This is a genomic window from Caldicellulosiruptor kronotskyensis 2002 (assembly GCF_000166775.1).
In the GTDB taxonomy this organism is placed as follows: Bacteria; Bacillota; Thermoanaerobacteria; order Caldicellulosiruptorales; family Caldicellulosiruptoraceae; genus Caldicellulosiruptor; species Caldicellulosiruptor kronotskyensis.
This window is the reverse complement of sequence record NC_014720.1, coordinates 2364010-2383563: the sequence shown is the minus strand read 5'-3', so window position 1 is coordinate 2383563 and position 19554 is coordinate 2364010. Positions and strand designations below refer to the sequence as shown.

The 19554-nt window shown below is 34.2% G+C and carries 13 protein-coding genes and 1 other RNA gene; 5 read left to right on the top strand and 9 right to left on the bottom strand.

Annotation, left to right across the window (positions count from 1 at the left end):
• Positions 1–73 precede the first annotated feature (73 nt).
• Genes rlmD through CALKRO_RS11010 form a run of 3 tightly spaced genes read left to right on the top strand, consistent with a single transcriptional unit; the run spans position 74 to position 2308 of the window.
• Positions 74–1429 carry a 23S rRNA (uracil(1939)-C(5))-methyltransferase RlmD gene (rlmD, locus tag CALKRO_RS11020; protein ID WP_013431091.1) on the top strand — a complete coding sequence of 452 codons (1356 nt, stop codon included), beginning with the start codon at positions 74–76 and terminating at the stop codon, positions 1427–1429.
• Positions 1430–1443: 14 nt separating this feature from the next.
• Complete coding sequence (locus tag CALKRO_RS11015) at positions 1444–1803, top strand: YkvA family protein (protein ID WP_013431090.1); 360 nt, start codon at positions 1444–1446, stop codon at positions 1801–1803.
• Positions 1804–1846: 43 nt separating this feature from the next.
• A complete protein-coding gene (locus tag CALKRO_RS11010) occupies positions 1847–2308 on the top strand; it encodes a methylated-DNA--[protein]-cysteine S-methyltransferase (protein WP_013431089.1) in 462 nt (153 codons plus the stop codon).
• 83 nt (positions 2309–2391) lie between these two features.
• On the opposite strand, the gene CALKRO_RS11005 is transcribed toward CALKRO_RS11010, so the two are convergent.
• The 5 genes from CALKRO_RS11005 to CALKRO_RS10985 form a co-directional block, all read right to left on the bottom strand.
• Complete coding sequence (locus CALKRO_RS11005) at positions 2392–3573, bottom strand: hypothetical protein (protein ID WP_013431088.1); 1182 nt, start codon at positions 3571–3573, stop codon at positions 2392–2394.
• A 78-nt stretch (positions 3574–3651) separates the two neighbouring features.
• Positions 3652–5100: an alpha-amylase domain-containing protein gene (locus CALKRO_RS11000; RefSeq protein ID WP_013431087.1), complete on the bottom strand. Its 1449-nt coding sequence runs from the start codon at positions 5098–5100 to the stop codon at positions 3652–3654.
• Between the two features lie 356 nt (positions 5101–5456).
• On the bottom strand, positions 5457–6815 hold the full coding sequence (locus tag CALKRO_RS10995) for a GH1 family beta-glucosidase (RefSeq protein WP_013431086.1): 1359 nt from the start codon (positions 6813–6815) through the stop codon (positions 5457–5459).
• Between the two features lie 240 nt (positions 6816–7055).
• Positions 7056–9428 (bottom strand): GH36-type glycosyl hydrolase domain-containing protein, encoded by a 2373-nt coding sequence (locus tag CALKRO_RS10990; protein WP_013431085.1) that lies wholly within the window; start codon positions 9426–9428, stop codon positions 7056–7058.
• 25 nt (positions 9429–9453) lie between these two features.
• Positions 9454–11889 carry a GH36-type glycosyl hydrolase domain-containing protein gene (locus CALKRO_RS10985; RefSeq protein ID WP_013431084.1) on the bottom strand — a complete coding sequence of 812 codons (2436 nt, stop codon included), beginning with the start codon at positions 11887–11889 and terminating at the stop codon, positions 9454–9456.
• Positions 11890–12145: 256 nt separating this feature from the next.
• Between CALKRO_RS10985 and CALKRO_RS10980 the strand changes: the two genes are divergently transcribed.
• Together CALKRO_RS10980 and CALKRO_RS10975 are read left to right on the top strand one after the other, a co-directional pair.
• A complete protein-coding gene (locus CALKRO_RS10980; protein ID WP_013431083.1) occupies positions 12146–13369 on the top strand; it encodes a glycosyltransferase family 4 protein in 1224 nt (407 codons plus the stop codon).
• 16 nt (positions 13370–13385) lie between these two features.
• Positions 13386–14732 (top strand): sugar transferase, encoded by a 1347-nt coding sequence (locus CALKRO_RS10975; protein ID WP_013431082.1) that lies wholly within the window; start codon positions 13386–13388, stop codon positions 14730–14732.
• Positions 14733–14843: 111 nt separating this feature from the next.
• Here the strand turns inward: CALKRO_RS10975 and CALKRO_RS10970 are convergent, their stop codons facing one another.
• From CALKRO_RS10970 to CALKRO_RS10960, 4 genes are all read right to left on the bottom strand, one after another.
• Positions 14844–15041: a DUF2281 domain-containing protein gene (locus tag CALKRO_RS10970; protein ID WP_013431081.1), complete on the bottom strand. Its 198-nt coding sequence runs from the start codon at positions 15039–15041 to the stop codon at positions 14844–14846.
• A 106-nt stretch (positions 15042–15147) separates the two neighbouring features.
• Positions 15148–15513, bottom strand: a transfer-messenger RNA (tmRNA) gene (gene ssrA / locus CALKRO_RS13375).
• Positions 15514–15990 carry an SsrA-binding protein SmpB gene (gene smpB, locus CALKRO_RS10965; protein WP_013431080.1) on the bottom strand — a complete coding sequence of 159 codons (477 nt, stop codon included), beginning with the start codon at positions 15988–15990 and terminating at the stop codon, positions 15514–15516.
• A gap of 110 nt (positions 15991–16100) precedes the next feature.
• Positions 16101–19523 carry an SNF2-related protein gene (locus CALKRO_RS10960; protein WP_013431079.1) on the bottom strand — a complete coding sequence of 1141 codons (3423 nt, stop codon included), beginning with the start codon at positions 19521–19523 and terminating at the stop codon, positions 16101–16103.
• Positions 19524–19554: the final 31 nt, after the last annotated feature.

Below are 19554 nucleotides of genomic sequence, written 5' to 3'. Positions count from 1 at the left end.
TTATTTTCTTGCTATTAAAAAATGGTGTAAAATATTAAAGCGAAAAAACAAAGAAGTATCAGGGGGAGAAGATGTGGTAAAAAAGTCGCAAGAGTATATTGTCAAAATTGACACACTCAATCACCAGGCACAGGGCATTGCAAGAATTGATGGTTTTGTAGTGTTTGTTGACAATACTTTAATTGATGAGGTTGTAAAAATCAAAATAGAAGAGGTAAAAAAAGAGTATGCCAAAGCAAACTTAGTTGAAATTTTAGAAAAAAGCCCATATAGAAAAGACCCTGAATGCCCTTATTATGACTTTTGTGGTGGATGTCATTTGATGCATGCAAAATACCAGCATCAGCTAAGCCTAAAAAAGCTTCTTGTTGAAGATGCTTTTAGGCGAATAGGAAAGCTCAGCCCCAAAATAAATGATGTTATTGGAATGGAAAACCCATTTAGATACAGAAACAAAACAGCACTTCCGGTAGGTGGAGATTATAAAAAACCACAAATAGGATTTTATAAAAAGATGACACATGATATTGTTGATATAGATTACTGTCTTATTCAGCATGAGTTTTGCGATAATGTGATAAAAGGTATGAAGGATCTAATCCGAAAACACAAGATAGAGGTTTATGACGAAAAAAAGCATAAAGGAGTTTTGAGGCACATTGTTGTTAGAAATTCATTTGCATTTAATGAGATGATGCTCATTCTTGTTTGCACAAAAGTACCTGAGAATTTAGAAGCTATCAAAAATGACATTTTAGATAAGTTTCCCGAGATCAAATCCTTTTTCGTCAACTTGAATCCTAAAAGGACAAATGTAATACTTGGTGAGGAAGATATATTGATCTGGGGCAATAGCACAATAAAAGACAAGATAGGGAATTTAACATTTGAGATTTCCCCAAAGTCATTTTTTCAGGTAAATTCTGTGCAAACAGAGGTACTTTACCGTCAGGTAGTAAAATATCTGCGTAATATTGAGGCAGAAGTCGTATTTGATATATACTCTGGAATTGGTACCATTTCAATGTTTGTAGCTCGGTTTTGCAAAAAGGTTTACGCCATAGAGTTAGTTAGAGATGCAGTTGAAGATGCAAAAAAAAGCAGCAAGAATAACAGCATTTCAAATATTGAATTTATATGCGGTAGTGCTGAGATTGAAATTCCAAAGTTATTGAAAAGTGGAATTATACCCCAGGCTGTGATACTTGACCCTCCGCGAAGTGGCTGTGAAAAACAGCTCTTAGAAAGCTTGATAGAGCACAAGATACAAAACATAATTTATGTATCCTGCAATCCTTCAACACTTGCAAGAGATGCAAATATACTTTGTTCAAATGGCTATGAAGTTGTGGAAGTTCAGCCTGTTGATATGTTTCCACAGACATTTCATGTAGAGTGCGTGACATTGTTTAAAAAGTGTAATAGTTAAAAGAGGTGGATTCATTGAGTAAAAATATAAGAGAAAAGGCAAAATTATTAAAAAAACAAATTCCGGCTATTTTTTTAGCAATGAAAAGAAGAGATACACCTCTTTTAGCTAAGATATTTGCTTTAATTACCATTGTATATGCCTTGTCGCCAATCGACTTTGTACCAGATTTTATACCAATTTTAGGTTATCTTGATGATATAATAATTCTTCCATTTTTAGTTACAATAACAATAAAGCTTATACCAGATTCCATTTTAAATGAGTGCCAGAAAGAGGCAGAGAATCTTTGGCGAGAAGGAAAGCCAAAGAAATGGTATTATGCTATTCCCATTATTATTTTTTGGATGTTGATTATTGGATTGATTATTTAAAAAGTTGTGAAAAGTATTAGTTAAAAAGAGCAGGTGATTTAAATTGAAAAAATCTGTTGGTTATTTAATATCTCCAATTGGACTGATAAAGATTGTAGGACAAGACGATAGCATAGTATCAGTGGAGTTTGTTTCACGAAAAGATGAAAAAGAGCTGATTAGCCCTGTTATAAAAGAAGCTATTTTGCAACTTGAAGAGTATTTTGGAGGGAAGAGAACCAATTTTGAGCTAAAACTTCGTTTAGAGGGGACAGAGTTTCAAAAGAGAGTTTGGAATGAACTTATAAATGTTCCCTTTGGAAGTGTAGTTTCTTATAGAGAGCTTGCAAAAAAAGTTGGAAAGCCCCATGGTGCAAGAGCTGTTGGAAATGCTGCCAAGAAAAATCCAGCTGTGATAATTGTTCCGTGCCACAGAGTTATAAAAAATGATGGAACTTTGGGAGGATATAGTGCAGGAATTGATAAAAAGATATGGCTCTTAGAACATGAAAGGGTGACTTTTTAAAATGGTTGTGTTTGTGTTCGAGAATAAAATTTGGACTGTCTAAACTAATAATTTTGGTAATAACAAGAATAGGCTGGCTTATTCTAATTGCCAGCCTCAACAAGTTGAAGTTTTATGGGAACAAGAGCTGAGTATTTTGTAGAGCTTTTTTCATTGTACTTTGCATTACCTTTTTCATTGTCATGATGGTCAATTTTTAATACAATTCCGCTTAAATCTAAGTAAATCTTTTTTGTATTTTTGGCTTTGAATTTAAAGGTATATTCGAATGGGTAGTTAATATCAAGATTTAATACATTAGGACTAATAAGCATTTTTTTGAATTGAGTGGACAAGTCTTTAAATTTATTTATACTTCTTTCCCAAGTTGTTCCATCATAAGAGACGGAAATATCTTTTTCGTCAATTATTAGATTTCCCTGGGGTATTTTAATACGTACAAACAATATTCCTTTATGTTCAAAAGCATTTAAACTTAATGGTACCTGTTCATTTATAAAGGTAGTACCTATCTGATCCTGATAAAAAATTATTTTTCTGGACTTTAGAAGAGAAAGTTGTTCGAAGGTTAGCCTACAGACATAGTCAGTATAAATATTTTCCTTACTAAATACTTTTTTATATTTCGAATAATCTTTTTTGTCTGCAGAAAAATAGATTCTAATAGGTAATACACTTTTTAGATTATTCATTAGTATAGCAGAGCTTAGATCCAAAAAATATGTTTCTCGAAGGTCTCCATAATAGCCGTATTTTCTCAGGGTGTATATATTATTTTCTGGATAATATACCAAATTTAATTCTAATTTCTTTCCGACATTAAGCGGATAGCTGGAATTTTGAATAAGGTGAGGTAAAAATGAGTACTGGTTCAAATCACCTTTGTAACCCAACAGTACATTTGTTGTGTTTAAAGTTAACTTATTACCTGTAAGGTTTTCTATATACATTTTGAGTCTTATGCCTACTTTGTTTTCTTCTGGGAAAAGAGATGAAAGATTAGCCTTTATCTTGAGTCCTTTATAATCAATTAGTAAGGAATTTTTATCAAAATCGTATATCAGGTCTTTGACTGTTTGTAGAAATTCCACCTTTGTAGGGTAAAAATCAACAATGTATTTGCCGCTAATTACAGATTCTGCTTTTCTGAAAAGGTTTATTAAATTTTCGGGCTGATTGTTGTACACAACAACAATGTTTGCAATAATCAAGGCTATCAATAGAAACAATGAGATAAAAACCACTATTTTTTTTCTTTTACTCATTTTATTATTGTTACCTCCACCTAAAATATTGTTCCCTTAGGGGTTTTGCCCCTAAGGGAACTTGTAAAAGTTTTTGTATTATAGACCATCTACAGAATATACAGCATATCCTCTTGGTGGTGCCCATACTTCTACCCAACCGTTTGCATCACAGTATTTGTTTTGCGGCTGAACATTTTGACCTGAAACTGTGGATGACCAAGCATAAGCTTTTAAAGTCTTGCCTTTTAAGTAACTATTGCTTGTTTGAACCCATGCACCTTTCCATTGACTTGGATGATCATTTATTACAACGATGTATCCTGGGCTTGAGGTTGAATAGCCTTTGCTTCCGTAAATTATAATATCACCATCATTGCTTTTAAGAATTTCAATATTAGGTGCACCAGCAGCAAGTTTTTCTCTGCACCATACAAGCTGTTTTATACCATTTCCCCATCCACCAGGAGATGCTCCACCGCCTGTCGCAAGACCATAATCATAGTAATCTTTCCAGAATATACATGGATAACCTTGATAAGTCAAAATGAAAGCATAAGCCATCATTTTGTCATTTACAATTTCATCTGTGTCATGATTTGCAACAAAAGTTACAGCTTTGAAAGGATTTTTTGCAGCATAGCTTTTGCTATAGTCAAAGACGTTTGGCAAATATCCGCTGCCGCTTGTATTGTTGCAAATGTCTCTTAAGGTATAGTAAAGTGCAAAGTCAAATACAGAGGAACCACTTGAATTTGCCCACCAGTCAAGTGTTGATGTGTTTGCGTCCCAGTATTCCCCAACGCTAAATGTGGGGGATGTTGCAGCATTAAAATCTTTTACAACCCAATAGCCATAACCTTTTACATAGTCATATCTCCAGCTATCAAAACCAGCGTTTGTGGATGATTTCAGCCAGTTCATCCATGCTTTCATGTCATTGTAAGCTGGACCTGAAGTATAGCAGACATCTGGGAATCCAGCAAATGTTCCTTCGTCACCACTGCAATAGTTATTTGGATGGAAAGCATCCCAGTGCCACTGACACATACCGCTTGCTGTATTTGTAAAATCTGTCCATGTATTTGTACCAGTCTTAGGATTGTATTCACTCTTTCCACCAGAGCGGTGATTCAAGACAATATCTTCTGTTACAGATATACCATAGCTTTTATATTTTGAAATAGCATTTTTTAATTCAGATTGAGATCCAAACCTTGTTTCAGTTGTTCCATCTTGATAATATTGACCAAGGTCATAGTAGTCATGAGGATCATACCCCATTGAATAAGCCCCGCCTTGACCTTTATAGGCTGGAGGGAACCATATACGATTTATACCGTAACTTCCTCCTACCATGTATTTAAGCTCATACGCTTTTGAAGCAAGAGTGTTCCACCACGTGCCTCCTGCTGGTACATCCCAATAAAAACCTTGCATCATCACACCAGCATAGATAGATAGTGATGAAGTAAGTAAAAATACAATAATTACAATAAGGGAAATGATGGTAAGTTTTTTAGATAATTTTTTAAATAAACCATTCATACCAAACACCCTCCTTGTTTTGATTTTGAATTAATCGTAACAAACGTTTTCGATAAATGTAACTTAAAAATTCTTGTTTAGCTATTCCTCCTCTCATAGTTGAATGCAATCGTTTGTAATTATATTCTATAAAAAATAGCTGAAAAAAGTCAATAGTAGCTTAAATACTTTAGTTGTTTTGACTTAAATAAATAGAATACTATTCATTTAATGCTAACAAAAGGATATAAGGTGTAAAGAAAAAAATTGTGAAATGTATTTAAAAACATAAAGAATATAGATAGAAAAGATTTCTACAATAATATAAAAAAGGCTTTTGAAGTAGAACCCCTCCAAAAGCCCGTTTATATTTGTATTTATGAATTTTCCTTTATATACTGCTGATAAAAATAAAAACTATCTTTTTTAATCCTTTTTTGAGTTTCATAATCCACATATATAATTCCAAATCTTTTTGTATACCCCATTGCCCATTCAAGATTGTCCATCAGAGACCATACAAAATAGCCTCGCAAATCCACTCCATTTTCAATTGCCTTTCTTGCTTGTTCAAAGTGCTGTTTTAAATACTCCACTCTCTTTTGGTCATGAATCCTTCCATCTTCTACCTTGTCGTTATAAGCAGCACCGTTTTCTGTTATATAAATTGGAATTTGTGGGTAACTTTCTTTAATCCAAATCAAAAGATCAAAAAGTCCTTGTGGGAATACTTCCCAGCCCATCTCGGTGTACTCTCCTGCAGGATGTTCCCATCTTATTGGAAATATCCAAGAAGAATTTTCATCGTAAAGCCTGACGGCACGTGTATAGTAGTTGATACCAAGAAGATCAGGGAAAACGAAATTTTCTTTTACTTCCTGCTGCATACTCAATGCTTTTTGAGTTTCCAACAAATCTTTTTGAACAAGATAATCAAACAGCTTTTGTGGATAGCTTCCTTTGAGTACTGGGTCAAGGAAAAGTTCATTGTCAAGCTGGCTACTGAGGTTTACCATTTCTCTTTCAATTTCGCTTACCTTATATCCAAGACGCTCTGTTTGAAGGTAAACTGGAGTTAAATTAAGTGTAATTCCTACCTCAACATCAATATTGTTTTCCTTTACCGCTTTTACAACCTTAAAGTGTGAAAGCATAATATTGTGTACAACATCCATTGCAACTTTAAAATCTTTTATTCCCGGTGCATGAACTCCATAAAAGTGTCCCAAAAAGGCAATACAATAAGGTTCATTAAATGTTATCCATTTTTTTACTTTATCTTTGTAGCGATTTATAAGAAGCATTGCATATTCAAAATAATAATTCACGATTTCTGAGTTTGCCCAACCGCCAATGTCTTGAAGCTTTTGAGGAAGATCCCAGTGATAAATGGTGACAACCGGTTCAATATTGTTTTCAACAAGCTTTTTGATGAGTCTATCATAAAACTCAAGACCTTTCTGATTTACAGTACCATAGCCATCTGGAAATATTCTTGTCCAAGCAATAGAGAATCTGTATGCTTTTAGTCCAAGTTCTTTCATAAGAGAAACATCTTCTTCGAACCTATGATAGTGGTCACAGGCAACATCGCCTGTGTGACCGTATAGAATATTCCCTTTTTGATGAGAAAACCTGTCCCATATAGATTCACCTTTTCCATCTTCATTCCAAGCACCCTCAATCTGATATGATGCAGTTGCAGCACCCCACAGAAATCCTTTTGGTAAACTCATGTTTGTAAACCTCCTTGAGTAATAGAAATTTTTAGTTGTGAAATCAATTACACTCATATCAAAATATATTGCCATATAAAATTTGAGTTTGCAAATAAAAATTTTAAGTGAATATAGCAAAATTTTTAGATGTTTTTAACCAGTAGATGTTTTAGAAAAGAAACAAAAAAGAGACACACCACTTTAAATATGCAATGGTGTGCCTCCTCTTTTTGCAGTTTTATTTTCCTGTCTTAAATATTATTTTCCCATCACAACTTCAACTACATTTTCATTGCCAAGTAATTCTACTGGGATTAAATTTCCTGCAATCTCTTTTCCATTTACTAATATTTTTTTAACACCTTTCGAAATATGGTCTGGATTTGAAACCTTAATAGAAAGTTTTCTTCCTCTGAAAACTCTCTCAACTTCAAAACTGTCCCACTGATTTGGTATACATGGGTCAATGATAAGCCCTTTATAGTGAGGTCTTATTCCAAGGATATACTGTGTTGCAGCAACAAATGCCCATGTTGCAGTACCTGTCAACCATGGATTTCGCGCGCGACCAAAATAATATGGATGTTCTTTTCCAGTGATAAACTGGGAATAAACATAAGGTTCAGTGGTATATATTTCAGCAATATCATTTTTGTTTGCAGGAAGGAACGACATATAGTATTCAAAAGCATAATCGCCTCTTCCAAGTACAGCCTCTGCAATAATTACCCATGTATTAGCATGACAGAAAATAGCAGCATTTTCTTTTAATCCTGGTGGGAAAGAAGTTACAGCCCCAACCTCTATGATATAATCAACATAAGCTGGCCAGTTCTTAACACAACCATGCTCTGTTGCAAGATACTTTTTAACACTATCCATTGCCATTTTGCCTTTTTCATCAATAAAAGCCCCAGAAAACACTGCCCAAGACTGTGAGTTTAAGAATATTTTGCTTTGCTCACTTTCTTTTGACCCAAGTTTTTTACCGCTTGCCAAATACCCTCTTACAAACCATTCGCCATCCCATGTATACTCTTCCATTGCCTTTTTGATTTCATTTCTATAAGCTTTATACTTTTCAGCATCATCAGTCTTTCCAATATACTCAGCAAGTTCTATAAACTCAGATAAAGCTTTGTAATAAAGCTGGGTTGACCATGTACTCTCGCCACCGTCTTTGAGGTTGATACAGTCATTCCAGTCAGCAGCAAGACCAAGCAAAAGTCCATGTTTTCCTCTGTGATTCCATGAGAACTCCAAAGCTTGTTTTAAATGCTCATAAACAGAAGCACTTCCCTTGTCCGCATATTCCACAACTTCATCTAAGATAGAAAAGTCACCTGTTTCTTTTATATAGTGTGGCACAGCAATTAAAAGCCATAAATGGTCATCTGAGTAAATTCTATCTCGTGGAGGTATATTATGTTCTCCCTGAGTCAATGTAAGAGGCTGGAAGTGATGCATCGCATATCCTTCAGAAAGCTGGGCCTTAAGAAGTTCAATAAGTCTTTTTCTTACCTCTTGGGGGATTGAATGTGCAACGCCCAGAATGTCCTGTGAAGAATCTCTAAAGCCAAGTCCATCTCTTCCACCAGCTTCAATAAATGAAGCAGACCTTGACCAGTTGAATGTTGTATGGCACTGATATTGATTCCATATATTTAACATCAAATTCATCTTTTCGCTTGGCGTTGAAAATTTAAACTTACTAAGTCGTTCATCCCAATACTTTTGTACTTTTTCAAATTCTTTTTGAATATTTTCTTTTGATGCAAATAGTTTTTTATATTCTTTTCCTTCCTTGTATGCATCTCCTATTCCCAGTACAAACACTAAGTATTCTTCTTGACCGGGCTGAAGTTCAATTTTTACCTGTGTTGCAGCACATGGATTTCCACCTATTGCAATTGACCCAAAACACCTGCCGTTTTGAATTGCTTCTGGATTAGCCTCACTGTTATATGGACCAATAAATACATCTCTATCTGTATCAAAACTTTCAATCTTTTTATTTGTGCACGTGAAAAATGCTTTTGGTTCATAAGGACTCCAGAGTTTGATAGAATAATCTACAATTTCATCTTCTTTGTTGTAACCCATTCTGCAGGTGTAAAGAATATACTGAAAATCCATCATGTCAAGCATAGAATTCCATAGACAGAACTCTGTATAAGTAAATATCGATAGTTCTTTTTTCTCATCTGATTCATTCTTGATTTTAACTTCCCAGATCTCAATTGGTTTGTCTACTGGGACAAAGATTTTTAAAGATGAAGTTATATTGCTGTATTTGCTTTCAAATATTGAATATCCAAGACCATGTCGACAGATGCTCAGGAACTTCTCAAGAGGCTTTCCAACAGGTTGCCAGCTTATTGACCAGAAGTCTTTTGTCTTTTCATCTTTGATATATACATATCTTCCAGGTCTGTCCATTGGGATGCTGTTAAACCTAAAACGAGTGACCCTTCCAAGTTTTGGAGATTTGTAAAAAGAATAACCTGAAGCGTTATTTGAGATTATAAGACAATAATCACTTGTTCCTAAATAATTTACCCATGAAGTTGGTGTTTTGGGGTTTGTTATAACATACTCTCTGTTTTGAGAATCAAAATATCCATAATTCATAAAAAATGCCCTCCTTAAAATTTTTCTATCCCATTATCACTTCAACAAAATGCTCTTTGCCATCTGAAAAAGCTGGTATTAAATTAGAAGACATTTCTTTACCATCAACTACAACTTTTTTTATACCTTTTGAAACACCATCAGGGTTTTTTACTTTGATATTGTAAACTGCATTTCTGAACACTCTTTTTACAGTAAATCCATTCCATTCTTTTGGTATACAAGGATCTATTAAAAGTCCATCAAAGTCAGGTCTTATTCCTAAAATCCACTGTGTCATTGCCACAAAGTTCCAAGCAGCAGAACCTGTCAGCCATGAATTTTTTGCCTCTCCCGGTTTGTATGCATCTTTTCCAGCAATCATCTGGCAGTATACATATGGTTCAAGCTTATGAATTTCACTTATATCTTCTCTGTACGATGGAGCAATCTTTGACCAGTATTCAAATGCTCTGTCTCCTCTTCCAACTATGCACTCTGCTATCATAATCCATGGATTATTGTGACAAAAAACTGCTGCATTTTCTTTGTAGCCCGGCGGATAGCTTGTAATCTCACCAAGATGAATTTTGTACTCTGTAAAAGCTGGCTGAACAAGGACTATTCCATGTTCTGTATCAAGATATTTTTTAACAGAATCGAGCGCAGAAATAGCTTTTCCATCATCAAGTCCTATTCCTGCCATTACACAAAAACCCTGTGTTTCAATAAAAATTTTTCCTTCATCATTTTCTTTGCTTCCAACTTTGTTGCCAAAATAGTCGTATGCTCTTAAAAACCATTCACCATCATAACCATACTTTAAAATAGCCTCTTTCATATTATCAATGTGTTTTTGGGCATCTTTGGCCAGCTCAAAATTTCCTGTCTTTTCACACAGCCTTACAAATTCTTTTCCTACATATACAAACATCCCTGCAATCATGACCGATTCAGCAGTCTTGCCATCCTTGTTGTCGCATGTCTGGAACGACTCGTCAGGGTTTGTTGAAAAAGCATTGAGGTTCAAACAGTCATTCCAGTCAGCCCTGCCGATAAGAGGAAGTCCATGTGGGCCTAAGTTGTTGACTACATGATAAAATGCTCTTTTCAGATGTTCAAACAGTGTTCCCACTTTTTCAGGGTTATTTTCAAATGGTACTACTTCGTCAAGGATTGACCAGTCTCCAGTTTCTTTTATATAGTGAACTGTTGAAAGTATCAGCCACAAAGGGTCATCATTGAAGTTTCCACCAATTTCATTGTTACCTCTCTTTGTAAGTGGCTGATATTGGTGGTATGCCCCACCATCTTCTAACTGGGTTGCAGCTAAGTCTAAGATTCTTTCTCTTGCACGCTCTGGGATCTGGTGAACAAAACCAAGAATATCCTGGTTTGAATCTCTAAATCCCATTCCTCTACCAATTCCGGATTCAAAATATGATGCACTTCTGGAGAGGTTAAATGTAACCATGCATTGATATTGATTCCATATATTTACCATTCTATCTACTTTGTCAATTCCTGTTGATACATTGAACTTGTCCAAAAGCCCATCCCAGAATTCTTTCAATTTTTCAAATGCAGCATTTACATCTTCTGGTTTTGAAAACTTTTCAATCATCTTATACGCCTTTTCTTTATTTATAACGCCTTTTTTAAACCACTTCTTTTCAGGTTCATTTTCAACATAGCCAAGAACAAATACAAGCTCTTTTGTTTCTTCTGGCAAAAGGCTAATTTCAATCATGTGAGATGCAATTGGTGACCAGCCATGAGCTTCTGAATTAAAACTTTTTCCTAATTCAACAGCTGCAGGGTTTTCAAATCCTCTGTAAAGCCCAAGAAAAGTATCTCTGTCTGTATCAAACCCAGAAATAGGAACATTTACAGAGTAAAAAGAAAAATGATTTCTTCTTTCTCTGTATTCAGTCTTATGGTAGATTACAGAACCTTCAATTTCAACTTCACCTGTTGAAAAGTTTCTCTGGAAGTTTGTCATATCGTCAAGTGCGTTCCACAGACAAAATTCGATTAAAGAGAAAAGTTTAATTTCTTTTTTAGTATTTGTCTTGTTAGTAATTCTCAAATGATGTATCTCACAGTTTTCATCAACAGGAACAAAAAACCTTTGTTCAACCTCAATACCATTTCTTCTGCCCGTGATAATTGTATAACCAAGACCATGCCTGCACTGGTAAAATTCAAGGTCTTTTCTTGTTGGCATCCATGAGGGTGACCAGACATCATCCCCATCTTTTATGTAGAAATATCTTCCACCCATATCAAGCGGAACGTTGTTATAACGAAATCTTGTTATTCTTCGAAGCCTTGCATCTTTATAAAAACAGTAGCCTCCAGCGTGGTTTGAAATCAGAGATAGAAAATCTTTCATTCCAAGATAGTTTATCCAAGGATATGGAGTAAGCGGTGTTGTGATTAAATATTCTCTTTTAGCATCGTCAAAATAGCCAAACTTCATTTTTGAAAACCCCTTTCTCGAAACATATTCAATAAGATAATATGCCTATCTTAATTATACCTTTTTTGCCAAACTGCCAACTTTAATTATTTTGCTTTTATTTTGCACTATTTTGTCATGAAACAGTCTACCCAAAGCTTTGATTTTAGATATTAATAATCAGCCCAAATTATGATATACTCAATATGGACAAAATTTTGCTGATCCTCAAATAATCAAGAATATCTGTTGTACTTTTTGGAAAGGGAGAAGAAAGTTGAAAAAGGTTTGGATATTTAATCACTATGCAATCCCGCCAAAAGTTGGGGGAATTACAAGGCATTTTGATTTTGCTAAGCAGCTTGCAGAAAGAGGCTATAGCGTTACTATCTTTGCTTCAAGTTTTGACCACAAACAGAGGGTTGAGATGTTAGAAAAAGGCAAGAAATTTAAAATAGAGGAATATGAGAAAGTAAAATTCGTGTGGATAAAGACGTTTCCTTATAAAAAGAATGATATAAAAAGACTTTTTAACATATTTTCATATGCCAAAAACCTTTATTTCATTGCAAGAAAGTTTGAAAGACCTGATGTAATATTGGCATCTTCATTTCATCCTCTTGCCTGGATTGTGGGGTATTTGCTGTCAAAAAAATTTAAATGTAAATTCATTGCAGAGGTCAGAGACCTTTGGCCGCAAAGTGGTATTGACCTTGGTGCTTTGAAGGAAGGAAGTGTAATTGTAAAGCTTTTAAGAAGTCTTGAAAAATTTATTTACACAAAAGCAGACTATGTTGTAACGGTATTGCCAAAGGCAGACCAATACATTGAAAGTTTAGGTATTGATAAAAAGAAGATTGTTCATATTCCTAACGGATGTGATATAGAAAGGTTTGATAGTCTTAAAAATATTCTCTCAGAGGAAACGAAAAGGATTTTAGATGAACATAATGGATATTTTAAGGCTTGTTACTTGGGTGCGCTTGGACAGGCAAATGCAATGGAGACCATAATAGAGGCAGCAAAAATTGTCCAGGAAAATATAGGTGATAGAGTTCATTTTTTGATAATAGGTGACGGGCCAGAAAAAGAAAAGCTTGAGAATATGGCAAAAGAGCTTGAACTTAAAAATGTATTTTTTTATTCTCCTATCTCAAAGCTTTCTGTGCCAAGCTTACTTGAGCGCGTTGACATAACACTTGTTTCAATGCACAATCTAAAAGTTTACAGGTTCGGAATATCACTTAATAAGCTTTTTGACTATCTTTGTGCTGCAAAGCCGATTGTTTTTGCGGGTAATGTAGCAAATGATATTGTCAAAGAGTCAGGTGCAGGAATTTCCTGCCAAAGTTATGACAGCAAAGCATTTGCTGAGGCAATATTGAGCTTGTATGGTATGTCCAAAGAAGAAAGAGAGAGAATTGGGCAAAAGGGAAGAGAATATGTTCAAAAGTACCATGATATAAAGGTGCTTGCAGAGAGGTTAGAAAAAATATTATAAGCGGAGATGGTAGGAGATGAAATCATATATTAAAAGCTATCACAAGCTGAGCAAATTTTTTGTTGTCCTTATGGACATTTTACTTGTACACGCAGGTTACATTCTTGCATATATAATCAAGTTTAACTTTACATTCCCAGAAAAAAATTTTATGCCTTATTATACATTGATTCCACAAATAACTCTTTTTACACTTGTGCTTTTAAATATCTATGGACTTTATACAATAACAATGAAAACCATTAGCGAAATTGCATTTTCGCTTGGTCTGGCACTTATGCTTCTACAATTTTTAACAGTTGTATCAACATTTTTCTACAGACACTTTGCTTTCCCACGAAGTATATTTATAATTGCCTTTTTTGTACAGTTTTTGTTGCTTTTGGGTTGGAGAGGACTTGTTTTATATGTTTTCAAAAGAGTTCAAGGTGTCAAGCATGTACTTGTGATTGGAGAGATGTCAAAAGCGCAGGAGTTTGCTCAAAAGCTTCAAAATATTTCGAAAGGTTGGATAGATGTAAAGTATGTTCTTGAGCCAAAAGCTATAGAAGAATTGATACCATATATAAAACTTGTTGATACAATTTATATTTATTCAAAAATGGATGAAAACTTAAAAAGTGAGATTGTAAGAAAGGCGATAGAATTCAAAAAACATATTTTCATAGCACCAGACTTTAGAGATATATTGGTATCACGTGCGAGGGTGATTCAGTTTGACGATGTTGCAACACTTTCTATTGAACAGCCAGAACTTACTTCCGAGCAAAAGCTTATAAAAAGATTTTGTGACATTCTTCTTGCATCAGTTGCACTGGTTATTTCTTTTCCTATAATGATCTTGATTGCAATTGCCATAAAACTTGACTCAGAAGGTCCAGTGATTTATAGGCAAAAAAGGATTACAGAAGGAGAGAGAGATTTTTATGTTTTAAAGTTTAGGACGATGGTAAAAGATGCAGAGAAAATGACAGGTCCTGTGCTGGCAACCGAAAACGACCCCAGAATAACAAGGGTTGGAAGGTTTTTGCGCGCAACAAGGCTTGATGAGCTTCCACAGCTTATAAATATTCTAAAGGGTGAGATGAGTTTTATAGGACCAAGACCAGAGCGTCCTTATTTTGTTGAGCAGTTTAAAAAGCTTTATCCTGAGTATTCTCTTCGTCATAATGTAAAGGCAGGGCTCACAGGACTTGCACAGGTTTACGGCAAGTATGCAACAAGTCCAGAAGATAAGCTCAGGCTTGATTTGATATATATAAAGAATTACTCTGTTTTTTTGGACATCAAGATTTTACTGTTGACCTTAAAAACAATCTTTACAAAAGAGGCAGCTGAGGGGGTAAAAGCTAAAAATGAATAGGGGCTGCTTTTCTATTTTGTGAGGCAGCCCTCTGTTTATGGTAAAATCTCAATAAAAATGAGCAATCAGCATAAAGCGGCACTACCAATTGGGTAATGCACTGCCGACTTCTTACAAATTGTTCCAAACCTCATCGTCAATATCGTTGTTCCAAAAATCTATACTACTCTCACTGGCGGACACCAAATCACTTAATAACTTTTTATCTTGCTTGTGTTTTAAAAACAAAATAAAGTCAATAACTTCTTCAAGTTGACTTTCCGGGATTTCCTCAATTAGCTTTAATAAAAGATTTTTATTTGCTTTCACTAATTTCACCTCTGAATTAATATACTATACCTCATTATTTTTCTAATGGGAGTTCTTCTTAGAAGTGTAGTCTCATAATCCTAAAACATTGTAGAATTGTTTATTTTGGTGGAGGCGGGGGGATTTGAACCCCCGTCCGAAGGCATCGAACCCCAAACTTCTCCGGGTGCAGTCAGTGTACTTAAATTCTCGGGAAGAAAACGCCCACTGACAGGCTTTTTCTTCCCCAGCCTGAAATTAGTCCCAAAAGTAAGGCTCAGGCGACCTTACTTTCGGTGCCCCACGACGGTTGGCGCCCGACTCGGAGGCCGTGGGCACCTCCGGCGGACGTTAGCTGCGCTTTAGGCAGCTAAAGCGAGTTCTGCTTTGTCTGCAGTTATTTTTCTTCTCGGTTTTTTATAGTGGCACCGAGAAAACCACTACCCGCTATTTGGAATCCGACTGCCCCCGTCGAATTCCAAAACACGCCCCCTTATCTTAAATACTCCTTCATCTTCTTTCTTATCTCAAGCTCAGCATCCCTTTTTGCTATTGCTTCACGCTTGTCATAAAGTTTTTTACCCTTTGCAACTGCAAGCTCTACTTTTATTTTACCTCTTTTGATGTAAATCTTCAATGGGATTAAAGTGTAACCTTTTTGCTGAACATAACCCGCAAGCCTGTTGATTTCATGTTTGTGCAAAAGTAGTTTCCTATCTCTCATTGGGTCAACGTTAAAGATGTTGCCTTTTTCATAGGGACTTATATGCATGTTGTAGAGAAAAACTTCACCATTTTCAACCCTGGCAAAACTGTCTTTGAGATTAACATGACCAAGGCGCACAGACTTTACTTCTGTGCCTTTTAGCTCAATTCCTGCCTCGATTGTCTCTTCAATGAAGTAATCATGATATGCTTTACGGTTTGTTGCTATGACTTTTATGTCATCCTTCTTATTCTTTTCAGACATCTAATCAACTCCTGCAATTGATTCCAAACAATTATTCTCTGCAAACTTTTATTATATAATAGAAACAAATTTTTGTCAATCCCCAATATGCATTACATTTGCTCTATATATCATTGTTCCAACAACTCCATTATTTCTTCTTTTGTAAATTTTCCTATAAACGATTGACTTGCTTCTATTAAGCTATCAAATAAGTCTTTCTTTTTCTGTTGTAAAGCAAGTATTTTTTCTTCTATTGAATTTTTGGCTATAATCTTGAATGACTGAACAACATTTTTCTGACCCAGCCTATGTGCTCTTGCTGTTGCCTGGTTTTCAACTGCCGGGTTCCACCATGCATCAAAGTGAATAACAACGTCTGCGCCAGTAATATTGAGTCCAAATCCACCAGCTTTTAGAGAAAGTAAAAAGACATTTCTCTCTCCACTGTTGAACCTGTTCACCATTTCAACTCTGTCTTCAGCTTTTGTTGCACCATCTAAATAAAAGTATAAAATTTTTTCCTTGTCAAGCATTTTGTTGATAATAGATAACATTGAAGTCCACTGAGAATATATAATTACCCTGTGCCCGCTTTCTAAACAGTCTTGTAAAATTTCTTTCAGTGCTTCCATCTTACCAGAGCTTCCTTTGTAATCTTCAAATACAAGCTTTGGATGACAGCAGATCTGTCTTAGTCTTGTCAGCAAAGAAAATATTTTTATTTGACTTTTTTCAAACCCAGCTGAATCTATTTCTTTTTCAATCTCTTTTTTGGCTGAGACTAAAAATTGCTTGTAAATTTTTTCCTGCTCTGGACTCATTGCAACTTGGATATTTGTTTCTATTAGCTCAGGAAGTTCATTTAATACATCTTGTTTTACTCTTCTTAAAACAAACGGTTTTATCAACTTTTTTAATTTTTCTAAAGAATTATTGTCTCCGCTATAAATCGGTATTACAAAACGCTCAACAAATTTTTCTTCGCCTCCTAAATATCCAGGAAGTATAAAATCAAAGATTGACCACAGTTCAATGAGATTATTTTCAATTGGTGTACCTGTCAGGGCAAATTTAGCATCTGCACAGATTTCTTTTACAGCCAACTTTATTTGTGAGTGAGGATTTTTTATGTACTGTGCTTCATCTAAAATACAAACACTAAAATCGATGTCTTTATAAAATTCTATATCTTTTCTCAAAAGTGCATATGATGTAATTACAATGTCATACTCTGGTATTTTTTCTATAGCTTTTTTGCGCTTTGCAGGTGTTGAGTCTATAATTAGAGTTTTCAAGGTTGGCGCAAATTTATCAATTTCCTGTTTCCAGTTATAAATAAGTGATGTTGGCACAATGGTTAATACCGGCTTTTTAATTTTTTGCTTATTTGCAAGGATAAAGCCAAGTACCTGTAGAGTTTTTCCAAGCCCCATATCATCAGCTAAAATTCCACCAAGTTCATTTTCAAATAGAGAAGACAACCATTTTATTCCAAGTTTCTGATAATCTCTTAACACACCTTGAAGCTCAACAGGGATTTTAATATCAATTTCCCTAATATTTTCTATCTTTTCAACAATATTTTTTATACTTTCAACTCCATTTGCCTGAATTTCGCTTTCTTCTAAAAGTTTTGTTACAGCCACTGCTTCTTGTAAAGAAAGCTCAGCTTTTTCTTTTACAACCTGGCCAATGTCAGATGCAGATTCTAAAAATGAAGCAAATCTTTTTATATTTGGACTATCTAAAATCAAAATTGAGCCGTCTTTGAGTTTGTAATACTTCTTCTTTTTCTTTATTGCATCAAGAATATTTTTAAGTTCTGAGCTATCAAGATCATCACTTTCAAGCCAGAAGTCAATTGAGTGTTTAGAATATTTTAAGCAGGGAATAATTTTTACATCTTTCTTTATTTTAAGCTTCTTAAAATCTTCCGAATAATAAACATCAGTTATATTTTGGATTTGTGGGACACCTTCTGCTAAAAATTCCATAAACAGATCAGGGTCAACACATTCATAACAGAATTCTTGGTCAGACTTTATCTTATTAAACCTATAAGCAAATAAAATACTTTGTATCTCAAACAAACCAAAATAATCAAACAATGGAACTTTCTTTGTTTTTGATATTATATTAAATATTTCATTCATTCCACTGATTCTTGCAACAAACCTTTCATTTTCAAATTCTAAGTATAGTTTGGGTTTAATAATATAATCTTCTAATATTAATTTTTTGAGGTCTGGGTCAATTTCGAATTCAAAGTGTTCATTTAAAAATAAATAATATTTGTTCATGAACTCACAAAAGTCTTCTTTATTGAGGGTAAAAAATTTAACGTATTCAACTTTGAAAAAATTAAATACTCTATTTGCTTCAGCCATTTTTTTGATAATTGAAGAAAATATCTTTTGCTCTGGCGAAAGCTTATATAAAGTGTCACCTGAGACAAAATAACTACCATCGCTATATAAAAATTTTTTGTTGGCAGTGTCTATTAAATCACTATAAAGTCTTACCTGATTGTCTTCAAGTTTAAATAAAATCTTTGGTTTTACTTTAGTGCAAAGATCAACTTTTACTTTTTGAGCATCATAATAATTTGCCACAAAATAATCAAAAGATATAAAAATTTCTTCATTGTCAAGGATTTCGATTATTTCATTTGCTATCTTTACAGGTAGGTAAATAGTATTTTTTTCTGTTTCTAAATCTAAAAAGTTCAAATAATTCAATAGCGCATTCAAAAATTTTTTGTCTTTTTCACCAAAAAAATGATAAGTAGGATTATACACAAAATTTTTACCAAACTGAAATGGTTGTTTTTGTTCGTATGCTTTTAAAAATTCTGGTATATTTGAAACCACATAGTCTCTTTTTAAATCTGAAGTTTTTACTTTTAATTTTAAAGTTACTACATCATTAGTAGAATATCCGAAGTATTTTTCTAAAAATATGTTAGGAGACTTTATAGATAAATTATCAAGTGAAAACTTTATATAATTTTCTTCAAAATTGTTTGCAAAGAATTGATAAATCCGGGAATTTTGTTTTCTTTCCTTCTCAATAGCCTCATTTAATTTTTGTTCTAACATTTGAAGCAAAGTTTCTTGCATTTTATTTAGGCTATTGAGAATATACTTACCATCGGCAAAACTTTTTAACACAGCAATTATATGCCGACAAAAATCATCGAATAGAACAAAATCTTCTATATCAATATCTTCTTCCGATTCTAAATCAATATTTTCCAAACTGCATGTACACGCAGCACTTATGATTATATTTTCAATTTTGATATTACCAAAAAAGTCCTGAGTCATGTATGAAGGCAAATCAAAATCAACAAAAACCCAATATTCATTTTTACCATCTTCTACTTTGCCGAATATTGCATTTTCTTCTTGATCATATTGAATATCTTCTTTTTGTATTTTTCGAGCAAGAGATATTCCCTTTTCAAAAGCTTTTCTATTTTTTGCAAGTTGAGCAAGTTGACTGTCTGTTAAAAACTGCACAATTGTTTGATAATTAAGCTCTATTGACATTGTATTTCACATCCTTTATCCCTTTAGTAAG